Below are 15,913 nucleotides of genomic sequence, written 5' to 3' on the forward strand. Positions count from 1 at the left end.
GTCGGCTAGACGGTGACCAGATGCGTCTCGGTCCTGCAATGTGACCGCACGGGACGCCTTCGCTCCCTGCGTCACATGACCGCTCTGACCAGAGCCTCTTCGTTCTCCTGCAGCCACGACTGCCGCCGGCGGATCGCGTCCCCGACGCCTTCCTCCCACATGCGGCGCCAACCGCCGCCGTCACGCTCCGCTCGCAGCTTCATCGTGTGCCATGTGCGCTCGGCCGCGTTTCGCGCCACCGGCACGAGCATCGGCCGCGAGCCCGCGTCCAGCCCGTACGCATCGAGCATCTTCGCCGCACGGGCGAACGCGTCCACGCCCTTCAGGACTTCGGCGCGATCCTCCACCGGCTGCCACGGCGCCCACCACTGCAGCATGTTAGAGACGTCCTCAACCCGGGAGGACGCTCGCGCGAGGTCGAAGTCGATCAACGCGGATGCGACGCCGTCCCGGAAGACGACGTTCTCCAGCGTCACATCCCGGTGGCCGATGAGTTCCAGAGGCACAGGCACGGGCTCCGGCGCACCCTCCGGCAGGGCCGGAGCAGCATCGTCGAAGACCGCCGGGACGCCGAAGGACGCCACCGCGTCATGGTACGAGCGGAGGAGCCTGGCGACGCTCATCGCCCGGTCGTCCGAAGCCACCCACTCCGGTGCGGGGCGGCCGGCGACCTCACCCTCCATGAACGTGATGACGTCTCGGTCACGATCATCGACGCCGAGGAAACGCGGCGCACCGGCGAAGCCCACCCGCTCGAGATGCGTGAGCAACGCCCGCACCCGCTCGGAGGAGGCGCTGCGCGGCCTGCGCACGGTATCGCCCGAACGGACCACACCCACGGTGACGTCACCACCGAGGAGCGGCTCCTCGGGAGCGGAGGAATCCCATGGTTGGTCGCTACGATTCACGCCCCTATCCTTTAACACGCTCGCCGCACACGCACGGTGCCCCTTGAGGGACTCGAAAACTGCGACCACCCTTTAATCACCGTCGAGGAGGGCCCAAAATCCGCGGAATTATGCGCCTTTTGACCTCCTAGAGATGACTACGATCTCATAGGATCTCACCCGATTGTGGGCAAATTGTGGGCAAATTTGCCATCCAGGTCGTCGACGTCTGTATAAAACTGACGGAGGTTATTGACAGTCGGGTCTTCCACTTGGGAGGAAGACTGCATGACGAAAGTACTCTCCGCTGCAGCTCAGCGGGCGATCGAACGGCGGGCGAATCACAAGCTCGCGGTGCTCCGACATGTCGAGGAAGTCAGCGGGAACATCGCCGCCAGCTGCCGCTATTACGGCGTGAGCCGGCAGGCCTACTACCACTGGCTGAAGCGTTATGAGGCGGAAGGGTTTGAGGGGCTGAAGGACCGCTCCAGTGCCCCGCACCATTCACCGACGGCAACGGACGGGGAGGTGGTGGAGAAGATTCTCTGGCTGCGTCAGCAGTATCACTTCGGGCCGGAGAAGATCGCGATGTATTTGAAGCGGTATCACGACGTCACGATCAGCGTCTCCGGGGTTTGGCGGATCCTGAAGAAGGTGGGCCTGAACCGGTTGCCGGCTTCGCAGCGTTACAAGCGGCGCGAGATCCGGTGGAAACGCTACGAGAAGCAGCGCCCCGGCCATGCCCTGCAGGTGGATGTGAAGTTCATCGAGCCGCTGGGCCAGACGGGCAAGAAGAAGCGTTACTACCAATACACCGCCATCGATGACTGCACCCGCCTGCGCGTGCTGAAGGCCTATCCGACGCACGATCAGAAGACCGCGATCCGGTTCGTCGATCACGTGCTCTCCAAGCTGCCGTTCAAGGTCGAGAAGGTTCAAACCGATAACGGCAGCGAGTTCGGCCAGTCCTTCCACTGGCACCTGCTCGACAAGGGCATTGACCACATCCGCATCAAGCCGGCGACCCCGCGCCTGAATGGCAAGGTCGAGCGCTCGCACCGGATCGATGCGGAGGAGTTCTACAGGCTCCTCGAGGGGCAGGTGATCGACGACGTCAACCTGTTCAACGACCGCCTCCAACAATGGGAGGACTACTACAACTACGATCGACCACACGGAGCCCTCGCAGGCCAGACACCCTACGAGCGGCTCAAGCAGAAAACACAGGACCCGCTGTCATAGGCCTCCCTCAGTTGCACAAGTCCGGACTGCTCAAGCGCCGCTCGCACTCCGACCGCTCGTTGGACGACATCATCAGCGACCCTCGACGGGCTGCTGCGCGGCCGTCTCGACCGCGGCTCCAACGCCGCCGCCGGCCCTTCCTCCACTGCCCGTTTCCGGATCGCGTAGAACGTCTCCCGCGAGATCCCATGCTCGGCGCAGAACGTCGTGACCGACCCGCGCGGCGCATCCGGCGGCCACTGAACGATCGCGAGACGGACACGAGGATCAACAGGGTCAACACGGCTCATCCCTCAAACATTGAGGGCAACTGTCAGGACCAAACCCGGTTGGAACGTCAGAGCTCTATTGATGCAGCTTCGTCAGAGATGTCCTGATGGATCACAGGTCGTCGACGTCTGCCGGTGGCGGCTGCCTGGCCGCCCCGCTCCGACTCCCTCACTCCCCATCTCGGCCTACTAGATGTTGAGATACAGGATCATAGACGTAATCAGTTATCTCTCCGGAGATGATCATGTTAATTGCCTGGTTGATCACGTTCCTGGGCGCGATAAACCACTCGGACGGATCGTAGTTGCGGCCTTTGCGATCTACCTGCGTGAGATCGAGCCGGACCTCAGCGAAAACGCGATGGATCAGATGCTCCAGCGCGGACGCTTTGAGATTGTACGTTCGGTAATCCTCAACAATCTTGACCGGCGCCATGAGATACGTAGGGGACTTGGCAGCGTTCTTGACCCTGGTCTCGACGCTCGTCGTCGAAAAGCCGATCTTGTGCAGGTCCTGTATGCGAGAAATCAACGGGTCGTCGCTCAACGACTCGAGCACGTAGATATGCCCCGTCGCAGCATCGCCATCGAGGATCTCATCGGCGCCGACACCAGCGCGAACAAGCGCCTGCCCCTCTTGCTCGTGCAGGCGGATTGATAGCGACTGGCGGTACATGGACGACTCCGTGCCATTCTCGAAGATCACCCGGAGGCGTTGCTTCTGCTCAGCCTTGCCGCCGACTATCAGTGACTGCGACTCCCCGACCTCCGCGACGAACAGCACTAACCCATTGAGCACGAAGAAACGCCCCTCGTGGATGGTGTGCACACCCTTGAACGGCGCTAGCACCATCGCGCCTTCAGCCAGCTCAGCGTGCTTTGCTTTGAAGAATGGCTCGAACAGATCAAAGTCCAATGCGCGTTTGCGCTTGGCGACGGAATCCGGCGCATCGGCAACGCGGCGGACGGGCAGATCGGAGACGTCCAGAACGCCCGAGGCATCACCGAGCAGCTCGTCGAGCTCGTCGCTTGCGAGCAAATCGTTGAGTGAATCAGGCGCCGCTGGAATTGCCAGCAGCCCGAATTCCGAGTCGAGGTGCGCGAGTGCCGACGCTTTCTCGTCGTCGGCCAGGATCCCATCAAGCCGAGCTCCGAGCTTCCGCTCGGAAATCTGACGAGTATCCGAGCTGGGCACGCGACCGTGTTGCCGGCGGAACTGAACAATCTCGAGGAATGCGTTCTCTAGCCGATCGGACGCGTCGAACTTCCTCGGCTTCTCCAATGCATCGAGCAGACCATCAATGTCTGCGTCGAGCATCGCCTGAAATCGTCTGGACGACTCTGACTCCACGGGGCTGAGATCAGGGTCGCCGCTCATACGCGTTCCTCTGTCGCTGCCGATCGACTCTCTGCCTCGCGCTGCTGCTTGAGTCTCTGCAGGAAGAGCAACGCAGATGCAAGATTCTTCTCGTTCGGATCAGCTGCGCGGATGTCAGGACGGCGTCCGTTCACTTTGACCCAGTTCTGGATTCTGGGAAACAGCGCGAGGGCCTCCTCCTCGCTGAACTCCACTCGCGTGGCAGCGATCGAGTCCTGGATGATCCTTAGCACCGAAGGCGTCACCGACTTCGACATGATCTCGAAAGCCCGCTGAAATGGGTTCACCGAGTCGATGAGGTTGATATTGAGATCATCGATATTTACAAACTTTTCAGCCATCTTGATAAAACGCTTGTCGCCGACATCGCGAACCTCTCCGTTCTTGATCACGGAATCCACGACAACCTGCTGGCGCACCTCTTCGATTTGCGATTCGGTGAGGTCTGGGTATTTCTCACGAATGATCTTAGGAATAAGCACTCTGTTGGCGGTTTCGGCGTCGATCGAACCTGCGGCCGCGCGTGCGAAGGTGTCATCCTGGAGGATCGTCGCCTTCAGGTCATTCAAATCCGTCTCGACGATCTGCTTCACGCGCTCGCTCGACGGCTCTTTGAAGCCCTTGATCTTCAGCTCGCCGGGGACCTTCGAGTCGTCGCCCTCAAACTTCTTCGTCTTGAACGTGAAATTCTGAGCCAGCACTTGCTCCATCAATAGCGAAGCTGTGATCGCTTTAAGCATGTTATTTACAGATACCTTCACCTCGCCTTGAGTGGCATCCGGCTCCGCAACGAGGTTAGTGAACTGTGCGTGAGACTTGCCTACGCTGTCACGTGTCACTCGCCCGATGATCTGGATGACCTCAGTGAGCGACGCCCTGTAGCCAACCGTCAGCGCGTGTTCTGCGAAGGGCCAGTCGAAGCCCTCCTTCGCCATGCCTAGGGCAATAATGATGTCGACTGCATCACGGTCACTGGACGCGGTATGCGATAAATAATGAAGAATATCCCCCCTCTTTTTCAGGTCGGTGTCATCAACGAGGTCGGCCACCCGCAGGATGGCACCATTGTCGTGCCGGCGCACACTGATGATCCCTGTGTCGGGATCAGTCCCCTGAACGTGTCCGATCGTGTCGATGATGAATCCAACCTCATCGAGCTTGTCCTTCGTCGATTCGCCTGAGTTGACGTTCGGGATGTGAATGATCGTCTTCTTGTTGAGGTCAAGGACAGCGCCAATCGCATCGGTGTAGCGGCCTTGGTAAAAGTGGTGCCCGATGCCGAGAGAATGCAGATATTCGTAGCCGTTGAGTTGGTCATAGTAGTTGAAAGTGACCGGTGTGAATTTCGCTTCATCGAGAGCTGACAGTACCGGCACCGAATCACCCCGGAAGTACGAGCCAGTCATTGCGACGATGTGCACGTCGGAACCGTTCATAACATCGCGCAGGAGCGCGCCGAGCCGACTCGACTCAACGTCTGCGGACACATGATGGAACTCGTCGATCGCGAGCACGGTTCCATTGAAAGCCTCAGGCGCTAATTTCTCGAAGGCGAACCGCAATGTCGCATGGGTGCATACAAGCGTGGCGTCGGACCCTTCCAGGAACCGAATGAAGGCATCGACCTTGCCTGCAGATGACCCCGCGTCACAGAGGTTGTGCTCGTCTTTGATTTCCCAGTCGGCAAAGAACCCATATTTGGAAAGGTTCGTCGATGCGAAGGAGGCCCCGATCGACCGCTCTGGCACGGCGACGATGACCTTCTTTCTATCCTGGTTGTAGAGCTTGTCGAGCGCTACGAACATCAGCGCGCGCGATTTACCTGACGCCGGCGGGGCTTTAACAAGAAGATGCTGCGCGTTGCGCTTGGCGAAGACACGCTGCTGCATCTCGCGCATGCCCAGCTCGTCGATGTTCACCGACTCTCCGGTCTGAGCGTAGGTGACGTCAACGATGTTGACGGGCTTCGTTGGAGCGTTCACTTTGCGAGCCTCCGGGTCTTGGTAGCCGAGGCATGCGCCGCCTCTTGGGTGGTCATGTGCTCGTACAGCACAAATAGGTCGGAGAGACGCTGCTCGTCGGTCTCGTAGCCGCGTCTCGAGTAGATCGAGTCGACGAGGGCATCCACCTCGGAATGCGCGGCACGCAGATCAGCCGGCATCTTGTCCGGGTCGTATAGTTCAGCCAACGTCTGCTCGCAGTGATACTCGCGAACGTCAAGAATCCGGAGCGCCGCAACGTTCAGCTCCTCCTTCGCCACATCGCTAAGCGGTGGGACCGGGAAGTTGTTGTAGACCGTCGTACCCGAGTACCGATAGTCGGTCTTCATCCGACTACAGACAGCGCGTGTCCACGCCATATGCACAGCAGACGTCAAGAGAGCGAACACCCATGGTTCCGCATCGTAGACGGCGTTCGCAGCGTTGGAAATAACGGTGTCAGGCCCGAGATAACCCATTGGGATGTACTCTCGTCGCTCGGAGGAGACGATCGGGACGATGATCGAGTCCGTCGCCTTGAAGCGCACCTCTTCAAACCGGTGGGGCGCGTCCACCAGCTTGAGTGTTGCCGCCCGATCGCTCTCACTCCGCCACCGATGCATCGCGTCAAGACGACGAGCAATTGCTGGGATGGATTGTGCGACTGGGAGGTCCTGATCGCGAATCCAGAGGCAGTACCGCTCGATTCCGTTTATGAATTCTGTAGCACCGATATAACGCTTGATCATGCTCGCAGCTTCGGGATGCGAGTCGACAATATCCTCGCGTTCGTGGGGGTAAAGGAGAAGGTGACCATCGTCCCTTGGCGCGGAGCCATATGTCATCGCTGGCAAGGAAGTACTGATCGCGGCGGTTCGCCGATATACAAAAACTGACTCAGCGTCAGCGAGATAGCCGTTGATATGGGTGGCCTCAATCTGAAGCCCATCTTGAAAGATGAACTTTCGTCCGGGCTGCTTCGCCCTGAGACTGATGACCACTACGGTGACGCCCGCATTATGCCTAGCGTTGTTCTCCCATCTGAACGACGTATAGGCATAGCCGATCTCTACGCCCCTGCCGAAGATCATTGGGAACAAGAGCCCGACATGCTCACCCTGTGTCAGTGAATTTGTGGCAACAAACGCCAGTTGCGCTGCGGTATCTGCAATGTAGTCGACACCTTTGACGAACCAGAGCGCGACATAGTCGAGATTCTTGGAGTAAGACCGGGCCCCGAAAACAAACGGGTAGTCGGCCTTCATCTCCGTAGTCTGATACTTGCTGCCCTTGTAAGGCGGGTTCCCGATGATGTAGATCTCTCCACCGTCATTCGGGCAGACCTCGTTCCAATCGATACGGTTCGCATTGCCTGCGCGGATTTTGCCGGTCTCCTTGAGAGGAATCAGCGGGATTGCGACGTTGAACTTTTCTTTGAACTCCATATTCATCTGGTGCTTGGCAATCCAAAGGGAGAGTATGGCGACCTCCACGGCGAAGTCGTCGATTTCAATGCCGAAGAAGTTTTCGATGTTGATCCTCGACTCGGTGAACAGAAATCGGTGCCGATCGTCGAGATCGGCGAGTCGTTCGAGGATCGCATGCTCGAGCTTGCGCAGCTCCTTATACGCGATGACGAGGAAATTACCCGACCCACAAGCGGGGTCGAACACCTTGATCGCGCTAATCCGGTCCAAGAGCACCTCGAGCTTTTTTACTGAGTCGAAGTTCTCGTCGAGCTCGTCCTTTAGCGCATTTATGAATAGCGGTTCGATCGTCTTGAGGATGTTCGGAACAGAAGTGTAATGCTGCCCCAAGTCGCTGCGCTTGTCTGGAGTGACGATGGCCTGAAACATCGAGCCGAAAATATCCGGGTTGATCTCGCGCCAGATTAGCTTCCCGGAGTCGATCAGCTCCTGACGCGCTTTCCTGGTAAAGGTGGGCACGACGTGGTCATGAGCCATCGCGAAGAGGCGGCCGTTGACATAGGGAAATGCCGCGAGATGTCTCGGCTTCTCATCGATTTTCGCCGTGTCTAGGGCACCGAATAGTGCGGTCAGGAAGTCAGCCGTATCGGACCCGTCCTGCAACGTGTGCGAACCAACCGCGTTGGTGAACTGGTTCTCTGAGAAGATTCCGGTGTCTTCTGCGAAGAAGCAAAATAGAAGACGGGTGAAAAAGAGGTTGAGCGCATGACGACCGTGGGGCTGGTCCAGGAGACTTGGATTTGCATTGAGCAGCTCGTCGAAGAGCTTCCCCATCCGCTCGGCGGCCTTTACATCAGCGTGGGCTTCTGCGACGTAACGGGCCTTTTCCATACCGGCCCAAGGCAGGAAGAAGGTGAAGTACTGATCGATGTCCTGGATGGGGAAACCGATCGTCTCACCCGTCTGGGTGTCGGCCGCAACCAACTCCGCCCAGTCCGTGACCACGATAAAGCGGGTGCCAAAACGCACCACATCGGGCGATGTCTTTAGCTCCTCCAGCGCCTCAAGCGGATCCCCAAGGACCTCCTTGAAATACAGGACCTTCTTCTGAGCGATCTCGCGGGTCTTATCCGCAGCGACGTTGAGATCGCCGTTGCGCAGTCTCGTGACGGTGCTTTGCGGCTTACCGTAGGCGAGCAGTAGATCGAAGACAAACTCGCGATCGTAGGACTGACGGCCAGCCAGCAGAGTGACCCTCTCCTCCACGGCCTTGAGGTTGAGCCTTGCCATATGTCCATCCTGTTCCCGCCGGAGCTGCCTTGGCTTAAATGCGGCAGGATCCAATGGATTCGAATCTCTCTCCGGGGCCGGCAAGTCGCAGCGTCCTTATCCTATATATGGGTGTGAGCTCGCCTGAGAGCGCCCGGCCGGAGTCCCGGGCGGCCACCGCGACTGACCGTTCACCACCCACGCGCGTCGATCCTGCCGAATGCTTCTGCGGTGCAACTTGCACACGAGTTGACCGAAAGAAATCGGCCCGCAAAACCAACTGCATAGGCGCCGAGGTTGATAGAAACCCATGGGCTTGTCAGGGGCCAGAACACGGATAACCGGCGTGACTTACCGGACTCGCGTGCGTGCTCCCTGAACGCGGGCTCGAGCCGTAAGGATGTCGAAGATTTCACGATAAACAGGGATGCCTTCTTCGGCTTCAAAGGTGACCGCTACTGCAAACGGTGTCCGCTCGAAGGGCAAGTTCGTTCCTTTCATTGAGTTCACCCGAATGAGAAGGTTAGTGTCGTTTTGCACGATCACCGGTCGCGACGCTTCCCAGACTTCGTGCTGGATGGTGCCCTTATCGGCCATATTGTTGTAGGCCTGCTCGGAACGGAAGCCGAGAGCGTCGGCGTTATCGAAGTCGAACCAGAGTCGCGAAACCCGATACCTCCGGTCAGCCGGATTCGTCGGCGTAAACCAGGCGAGCGTGATGATCGCACGGCGAAGGACCTCGGCCGCGTTAAGCGACCGAGGTATCGGTACTTCGATGATGCGGGAACCTTCGACGAACATCGTTCCGGAGGCCACTAAGGTTGCACGGTTGGCCGCGCCGACGCCAATACGTGCCGGGCGAAGGGCGCCGTACCCGAGGACGCGAGCAGCTTTACGTCGCCGCTCGTCTCGTCGAGTGAGGTTCAGCGCCGTCGCTACCTGCTCTTCCCCTTCTCCCCAGTCGGCCGTATTCACCAGGAGGGCCTTGGTCGCAATCCCTTGGTGCGTTCCCGGCACGAGCGGGGTGCCGTCACCGACCAGGAGTTCGAGGGTGCGGGCTGCTTCATGCCCAACGAGAGCTGCAGCGAAGGAAGTGCCCCGAAATCTGCGTTCGGCGTCGATTTGTCCCGCAGATCCAACCGAGGCAGCTCGGATACCGGGCAAGTACTGTCCGTCCTTAATTGCGGTGAACACGAGCTCGTCCTCACGGAGGCTTTGTCTATACAGCGTGCGGCCGCCGGGCGCTAGAAGTTCCGGCTTTAGCCCTCCACGATATCCTCCGCCGAGCGCACTTGTCGGGCTGGGAAGCGCCGCGCTTTTGACAAGGTCAACGGCCGTGGCCGGAAATTGAGCCACTTCCGCGTCGGTGTGCGACGAACCCACCGTGAGTGCGTTCACCGAGTCCGCTGGGGCCAGGATTCTGCGGTGGTGCGCTTGGGCAAGGAGTTTCTCCCGCGCCGCCGCTGTTAACTCGTCTCGAGTTGGCTCTGTTTCACCTGCTTCCCGGTGGCCAAAATCGAGCCGGCTATCGTGGTTGCCCGCACTGACGATGAAGAGCACTTGGTGGGAGACCGAGTAGTAGTCGAGAAGCTTGGCCCACGGGCTAATCCTGTGCCCAAACGGTTGTGCGGTGTGTCCGACTGCCATAACGACGACTTTGACGTCAGGACCTGCGGGCTCAGTGTCGTCAGCGCCAATCAGGAGTTCATCGAGAATCTCCTTCACCGCGTTCACCGTAAGTCGGTTGGGGTCCATCGTCGTCGTCGTTCCGATGGTGTCGGTAAAAATGGGCCGCAATAGAATGCGGCTATTCAACGGTTCGGGGGCGTCCTCGAGGTCACCCCAGATGACGGCTGAGGCGACGGCTGTCCCGTGGTCGCGGGCGTTGACCTTGATGTACCCGTTCATGTCCTGAGGATCGTGAAGCTCGAATCGACCTGCCAGCCTTTGGTGACCGAGCAAAGGGACTCCGTCGAGAACGGCGACCATCGGCGTCGCCTGTGTGGGCGCTGGAGCGGAAGCGCTTGTGTTATCCGGGAGGATCCCGCTAATGACGTCGTCGGTGCCACCCGCACTTTGGGGACGCACGAATGCTACCCAATCGTTTCGGACGAACGAGACCGTCCCCCGAATTGTCGCCGTCGCGGTTGCGGCGGGCATCTCGACCAGAATCGCGTGATAGGCGATCTCTTCGATCTCAGCGATGTCAAGGACGCGGCATCCGGCGGCTTCGAGTTGTTCGACGACTTCTTGCTGCGCCGCGGCTCTACTCGAGGCGGTCCGCCGGTACCAGAGTTCGACCTCGCCGCGCACCAGATCGCCATGCTCGATGCTTGGTGACCAGGCTTCAGTCAAACCACCTTCACGAATCCGGTCTTCTGGACTCCACTGACGAACGTCTTTGAGAGTGTCGAACACCTCTTTCCAGGCTCCGTAGCCCCAGGCGAAAGCCTCGCCGCGTTGGTACCGCTTCCACAATCGCATGAGCTCTTGGAGCGCGGCCTGATTCTGGGCGATCACGAAGAGGGTGGGCGATACACGAGTGGCACCGCTGCTGAGGGTGAAACCCTCTGGGAGGTCTTCAGCGTCTTCATCGAGCGCCGCGAGAAACTCTAACCCAGGGACTCGCTGCGCAGCGTTGCGGAAAGAATCGAGACTCTTCAAAACCTCCAACACGACAACCATCTCCGGCTCATGTCCGTCTATGTTGTCCGTGAGAACAAGCCTGTGGCTGTTCATTGCTTCGACCAGCGCTGCAAACTTCGGGTCGAACTTTTCGCCCTGCGCCGTTCGACCAGGACCGGATATAACCCGTCGGTCCGGTTGTCGACTCGATCTTCCACCACCATCGGCTGAGCCGACAGCTAGGAGCGGAAACAGGTCCGGTTCTGACGAGAAGGTTGCCACGAAGAATCCCCCAGGAAATGAAGAGTGCTCCAAGTTTCCCGGACGCAAGCCCGACGTTTGGCAGGCTCCGTCACCCCACTACAGGGGGTGATTCGAACTGGCTAGCCGACTGGACCGAGCAGTTCCTCCCTCCGCCGATCGAGCACCAAGTTCTCAATGTCGGCGAAGCTCGCTCCGTTTTCTTCAGCGGCTTCCCTCTCCAGCCGCCCGGGACTCTTGAGTCCAACCCTGGTGGCTACGCGTTTAGCGTATTCGCGCCGGCGATCGGCGTCTGGGAGCGGAAGCTCAATGACAACCTGGAAACGGCGCCAAGCGGCGCGGTCTAGAAGTTCGGGGTGGTTGGTCGCCGCGACCAGCAGGACGTGAGGCGGAAGAGCGTCTAGCTGGAGCAAGAGGGTGCTGACGACGCGCTTAACCTCGCCGGTGTCGTGCTCGTCTCCCCTTTCTTTAGCAAGCGTGTCGAACTCATCGAGAAACAGCACGCATGGTTCGGCCGATACCCGTTGGAACAGCTCGTGCAGTCGTGCCGAAGTCTCTCCGAGGTAGCTGCCGACGACCGACTCGTAAAGGATGACTTCATACGGAACAGCTAGCTCCGAAGCAAATGCCTCGGCGAGCGATGTCTTGCCAGTCCCGGGTGCACCGACGAGAAGTACTCGGTGCCGAGGCTCGATTCCCGCCGCTCTAAGTACACGCGCGTTCTGTTGTTCCTGGATGACCCGCTTCGCCGCGTGTTCTGCCGCCTGATCGAGTTCGAGGTCCCGCAACCGGCGCGTCGCCTCCCGCGTGTATGAACCGCGCTGCGCCCATGATGGACGATCGTCCCGTTCGAATCGACGGTTGGTGACTGCAGCGGCGTGCGTGTCGTGTTCAGCTTCGAGGAGCTGTTGAAGACGCATTGCCGCAGAACGGTGACCGTTCTTGCTCTCTTCGGCGATGAGCGTTTCGATGGCTCGGCCGACTCGCTCAGCATTGCCAGAGATCGCGGCCGCTGCAAGGCCCGCGATGCTTTCAGCGCGGACCAATCACATCATCTCCCTCATCACTAGTACGCCACCCAAGTGTTGTCGATACTGCCACGGACGCTGCCAACTAAACGTGAGTGCAAGTCGATCGCCTGATCCTCCGTGAGCGTCGCAATGTAATCCGCGACGCACCGTTGCAGTCTGGCCTCGTCCGAATGATGCTGCTCCTCCCGTTCGGCATAGCGGATCAGGTCCGACAGCCTGGTCGGAAGCCGTTGGCGCGATCTCTCCGTGCTCGCCCATTCGTAGAGTCGGGTGAACAGGGCGCCGATAATGCTCACCTGTCCTCGCTGAAGGCTGGCAAGCGCGGGGTCGTTCACAACGAATTGCCACGTGAGCTGCTTTAGCAGGTGCACTTCCCTTTGGTTGTCGACAGGGATGTCTAACCGTCCCGCTGTCGTGACCCGCGTCTCGCTGACGTAATGGTTGATGAACTCGGACGCGAAACGGTTCACGTTCTTGCGGTCGGTGACCGTGCCGGCGTATTCGTCTAGTCGCGGGGGAACGTAAAAAAGTAAGCGCTCGAACAGTTGATCGGCACCTTCAATCGTCCACTCGTCGTCTGGTTGATCGATGAGCGCCTTGGCGAGAAACTCTCGTCGGTAGACAGGGTCTTGCTTGAGACGTCGGAGGTTGATAAAGCCTGCACGGTAGAAGTCTTCAAGATCATGCACGGCATACGTGATGTCGTCGGCCCAATCCATGATGTCCGCTTCGATGCTCTTGTCTGTTGACTTCCCGTAGGGCGAGCGAATCCTGGCGAACTCTTGGGACTCCGTGAGGTACGCACCCCACTTGTTCTTCCGTCTAGCGTTCTTGTGGTCACTCTTCCACGGATACTTCAGGATCGCGTCAAGAGTGCGTGGGCTCAGGTCTAGACCAAAGCCATACCGACGCACGCTGAGTTTGGTCACAATGCGGAATGATTGAGCGTTTCCTTCATAGCCGTCGGTCGCCGTACAGAGCCGGTTTAGTTCAGTTTCTGCAATGTGACCGAAAGGCGGATGGCCCAAGTCGTGTGCGAGCCCAGCCGCCTCGGCAGCGTCGACATCGACGCTACCATCGACGATGGTGGATAGTCCCTCGGCGTTGCGCTCGTCCCAGTTGAGGTATTCCGCAATGCGCCGGCTTAACTGCGCGACCTTTTGTGTGTGGGTCATCCGGTTGTGAAACAACCGCATCTCACCCACGGCAACGACTTGTGTAACCCCGGCTAAACGACGGTAGGCAGACGAGTACAGTATTCGGTCAACATCGTGAGCACTTGGTGACCGGTAGTCCACCGCTCTCAAGCGGTAAGCCTGGCGAGACGGCGGTCGGCGGTAATCTCCGCTCGGCGGGCATCTAGTAGCCGCCACATTGCTTCTTGGACCGCATCTTCGTCCACTCCGCTATTCACAAACTGCTTGATCAGCTGTCCCGGGGTGACGGGCTCGTCTCCGATAAAGGTGTACAGACGCTCGCTGAGCGCTTCGACGGCAGTGTCGTAGTCCTCTTGAGCTCGAATACCCTGCGGAGTGACAAGGCTCATCTCTCTACCCCCTCGCGAACCTAGATGGCAAATGACTAACTTCTTCTATCATACGCAGGCGACATTCCACCTCCGGCGAACAGGCGGCGCTTCGTTTCGGGGAATCGAACGGTTTGTCCAATCGCTCGCCCAAGCCGCAGCCGCGGGATAGTAAGAGACGAAAGCGGCGCGGCCGGCAAGGCTTTGCCTTCACTCGCCGGGACCAACAAACGGAGCGAGCTTCGCCGACATTGAGAACTTGGCGCTCGATCGGCTGCACGACAAGCCGCCAACGACTCGGCAGTCCTGAAATACAGGCGGGTGAAGCGACGGGCGTGCGCACAAGGATCGAGTCGTCAGCAGCCGAAGCACAAGAGCGACTTGTCCAAGCGGGAATGATGGAGTGGACCTGGAACAAGAAAGGCAGGGATACAAGGATAAAGGAAGGCACAAGTCCCAACGGAATCAATCCCGAGACGGAAGGCGAGAGAACATCGAGCGGAAAACGAGAGAGCATGCACGTAGGCACTTAAGTGGAACCGGCTCCGTCGCGGTGGTTTGGTGCAGACCCTCACTGTGCCAGCGAGGACGCGTTCGGCCCTCGGGGGCTCGATTTGCTTCGGCGCCAGAAAGCCGGGTCGTTGATAACAGATCACCCGTTCTGGGGCACGCGTCTGAACGCGATCCGTCGGTAGCTTGATACGACGGCGCCACCACTCTGCCCGAGAGCTCGGTCTGAGCGCTCGCGAATGGGGAATCTGGTGACGGACGCTGTTCTACCGCCCGCCGGCTGGTACGAGGACCCGGACCCGAACCGGGTCGACGGCTCTCACCGTTGGTGGAACGGGACCACCTGGACAGAGCACGTGCGAACGGCCCCGCAGCCCGCACAACCGGCGGCGGCGTTGTCACCAAGCGGGCAGCAGCAAGTTCCCTCCGAGGGACCCACGGCTCCGGTGCAGGAAGACGTCCCGTACGTCCCGTTCGCGTCTCGACGCGCAGCGGTCGACGCCGAGTACCCGCGCCGTCAGTCCCCGACCGCGCGCAACTCTCAGGCGTTCGTCGGCCGAGGGCTGTCGCTGCTTGCGGTGATTGTCTCGATCGTCACCGTCATCATGCTGGATGTTGCCACGCATATCCCCGGCCAAGACTGGAGCGCGTACGTTTCTCTCGCCGGAGTGGTGATCGCGCCTGGGCTGGCCATCGCGGGGATCGTGTTCTCCGCGATTGGTCTCGCCCGGTACCGCACGCGCGGGAACGGCGGTGTCGCGGCTGCCGGCCTGACGCTCGGGATCCTATTCGTGTTCGCGCCCTTTTGGATCGGGCTCGTTCTCGGGATCATAGCGGGGCTCACAGGCCGCATCGCGAGTTGAGCTTCCAGTCGCCTGCCTCTGTGTAGCCTCGCCGGGGCCGACCGACGATTGGGCGGCCGCGTGCGCCCGCCCAATCGCGGACGCCGCATGCCGCGCAGCGTTGTTGGGATTTGAGGGCCTTTCCGTCGCCCGATCGTAGCTCCCTCCCGGCGCTCCGTGCCGGGCTTTCGCGGCGTATCCTCCTCCGCTGCGCTCCCCCGGTACTCCACGGTCCCAGCACTCCACACCTCCCACTCGCTCTCAATCACCCGCCGGAAAGGCACTCAAAAACGATCGACCTTGGGAGTGGGTGGGATGTGGGTATTCATCATCGACACCAGCAACATGGCGCCGGAACTGCAGGGCGGACTCATCGGCGTAGAAGGATCCTCCACCCCGGGCGCAGCTGAGAAGCAGGAGTGCGTGGAGACTGTCAGCCGCTACGTGGTGGACGGGTGGGCGATCGCGGCCGATCCGCACACGCCGATCGGATGGCTTGCCGCCCTCACCGCGGAGACGGCTTGTGTGCCGTTCGTCAACATCACCCGGATCGCTCACGACGAGCACCGGCCGCAGTCCGCTCCCGCAAGCGTCGGTGGTTAGTCGCACGATGGCCCCAGCGGTCCCCAACAGGGCTCGAATCGAAGCTCCGTCCATGCGAAGTTTTA

General features: G+C 59.9%; 11 protein-coding genes and 2 pseudogenes. 4 read left to right on the plus strand and 9 right to left on the minus strand.

Annotation, left to right across the window (positions count from 1 at the left end):
* Positions 1–71: 71 nt before the first annotated feature.
* A complete protein-coding gene (locus tag ABH923_RS05580; RefSeq protein WP_370054375.1) occupies positions 72–908 on the minus strand; it encodes a phosphotransferase in 837 nt (278 codons plus the stop codon).
* Between the two features lie 267 nt (positions 909–1,175).
* Here ABH923_RS05580 and ABH923_RS05585 point away from each other — a divergent pair, with 267 nt between their 5' ends.
* Positions 1,176–2,129: an IS481 family transposase gene (locus ABH923_RS05585; protein WP_370054376.1), complete on the plus strand. Its 954-nt coding sequence runs from the start codon at positions 1,176–1,178 to the stop codon at positions 2,127–2,129.
* Between the two features lie 17 nt (positions 2,130–2,146).
* On the opposite strand, the pseudogene ABH923_RS05590 reads toward ABH923_RS05585, so the two are convergent.
* From ABH923_RS05590 to ABH923_RS05625, 8 genes and pseudogenes are all read right to left on the minus strand, one after another.
* Positions 2,147–2,419: pseudogene (locus ABH923_RS05590) on the minus strand (helix-turn-helix domain-containing protein); the annotation flags it as partial.
* A gap of 148 nt (positions 2,420–2,567) precedes the next feature.
* Positions 2,568–3,776: a GIY-YIG nuclease family protein gene (locus tag ABH923_RS05595; protein WP_370054377.1), complete on the minus strand. Its 1,209-nt coding sequence runs from the start codon at positions 3,774–3,776 to the stop codon at positions 2,568–2,570.
* Positions 3,773–5,758: a DEAD/DEAH box helicase gene (locus ABH923_RS05600; protein ID WP_370054378.1), complete on the minus strand. Its 1,986-nt coding sequence runs from the start codon at positions 5,756–5,758 to the stop codon at positions 3,773–3,775. Before ABH923_RS05600 ends, ABH923_RS05595 begins: the two co-directional genes overlap by 4 nt.
* Complete coding sequence (locus ABH923_RS05605; protein ID WP_370054379.1) at positions 5,755–8,472, minus strand: DNA methyltransferase; 2,718 nt, start codon at positions 8,470–8,472, stop codon at positions 5,755–5,757. The genes ABH923_RS05600 and ABH923_RS05605 overlap by 4 nt, the downstream gene beginning before the upstream one ends.
* Positions 8,473–8,802: 330 nt before the next feature.
* Positions 8,803–11,358 (minus strand): S8 family peptidase, encoded by a 2,556-nt coding sequence (locus ABH923_RS05610; protein ID WP_370054380.1) that lies wholly within the window; start codon positions 11,356–11,358, stop codon positions 8,803–8,805.
* 101 nt (positions 11,359–11,459) lie between these two features.
* Entirely contained in the window at positions 11,460–12,383 is a 924-nt protein-coding gene (locus ABH923_RS05615; protein WP_370054381.1) for an AAA family ATPase, read from the minus strand.
* Between the two features lie 20 nt (positions 12,384–12,403).
* Positions 12,404–13,741 carry a deoxyguanosinetriphosphate triphosphohydrolase family protein gene (locus tag ABH923_RS05620; RefSeq protein ID WP_370054382.1) on the minus strand — a complete coding sequence of 446 codons (1,338 nt, stop codon included), beginning with the start codon at positions 13,739–13,741 and terminating at the stop codon, positions 12,404–12,406.
* On the minus strand, positions 13,672–13,914 hold the full coding sequence (locus tag ABH923_RS05625) for a hypothetical protein (protein ID WP_370057411.1): 243 nt from the start codon (positions 13,912–13,914) through the stop codon (positions 13,672–13,674). The genes ABH923_RS05620 and ABH923_RS05625 overlap by 70 nt, the downstream gene beginning before the upstream one ends.
* A 728-nt stretch (positions 13,915–14,642) precedes the next feature.
* On the opposite strand from ABH923_RS05625, the pseudogene ABH923_RS05630 reads away from it, so the two are divergent.
* The 3 genes and pseudogenes from ABH923_RS05630 to ABH923_RS05640 all read left to right on the plus strand — a co-directional run.
* A pseudogene (locus ABH923_RS05630) lies at positions 14,643–14,774 on the plus strand (DUF2510 domain-containing protein); the annotation flags it as partial.
* A gap of 75 nt (positions 14,775–14,849) precedes the next feature.
* The gene (locus ABH923_RS05635) at positions 14,850–15,266 is read left to right on the plus strand and encodes a hypothetical protein (protein ID WP_370057412.1); all 417 of its coding nucleotides are present in this window, start codon (positions 14,850–14,852) and stop codon (positions 15,264–15,266) included.
* A 294-nt stretch (positions 15,267–15,560) separates the two neighbouring features.
* Positions 15,561–15,848 (plus strand): hypothetical protein, encoded by a 288-nt coding sequence (locus tag ABH923_RS05640; RefSeq protein ID WP_370054383.1) that lies wholly within the window; start codon positions 15,561–15,563, stop codon positions 15,846–15,848.
* Positions 15,849–15,913 lie beyond the last annotated feature (65 nt).

It is taken from the genome of Leifsonia sp. EB41 (genome assembly GCF_041262565.1).
Classification (GTDB): Bacteria; Actinomycetota; Actinomycetes; order Actinomycetales; family Microbacteriaceae; genus Leifsonia.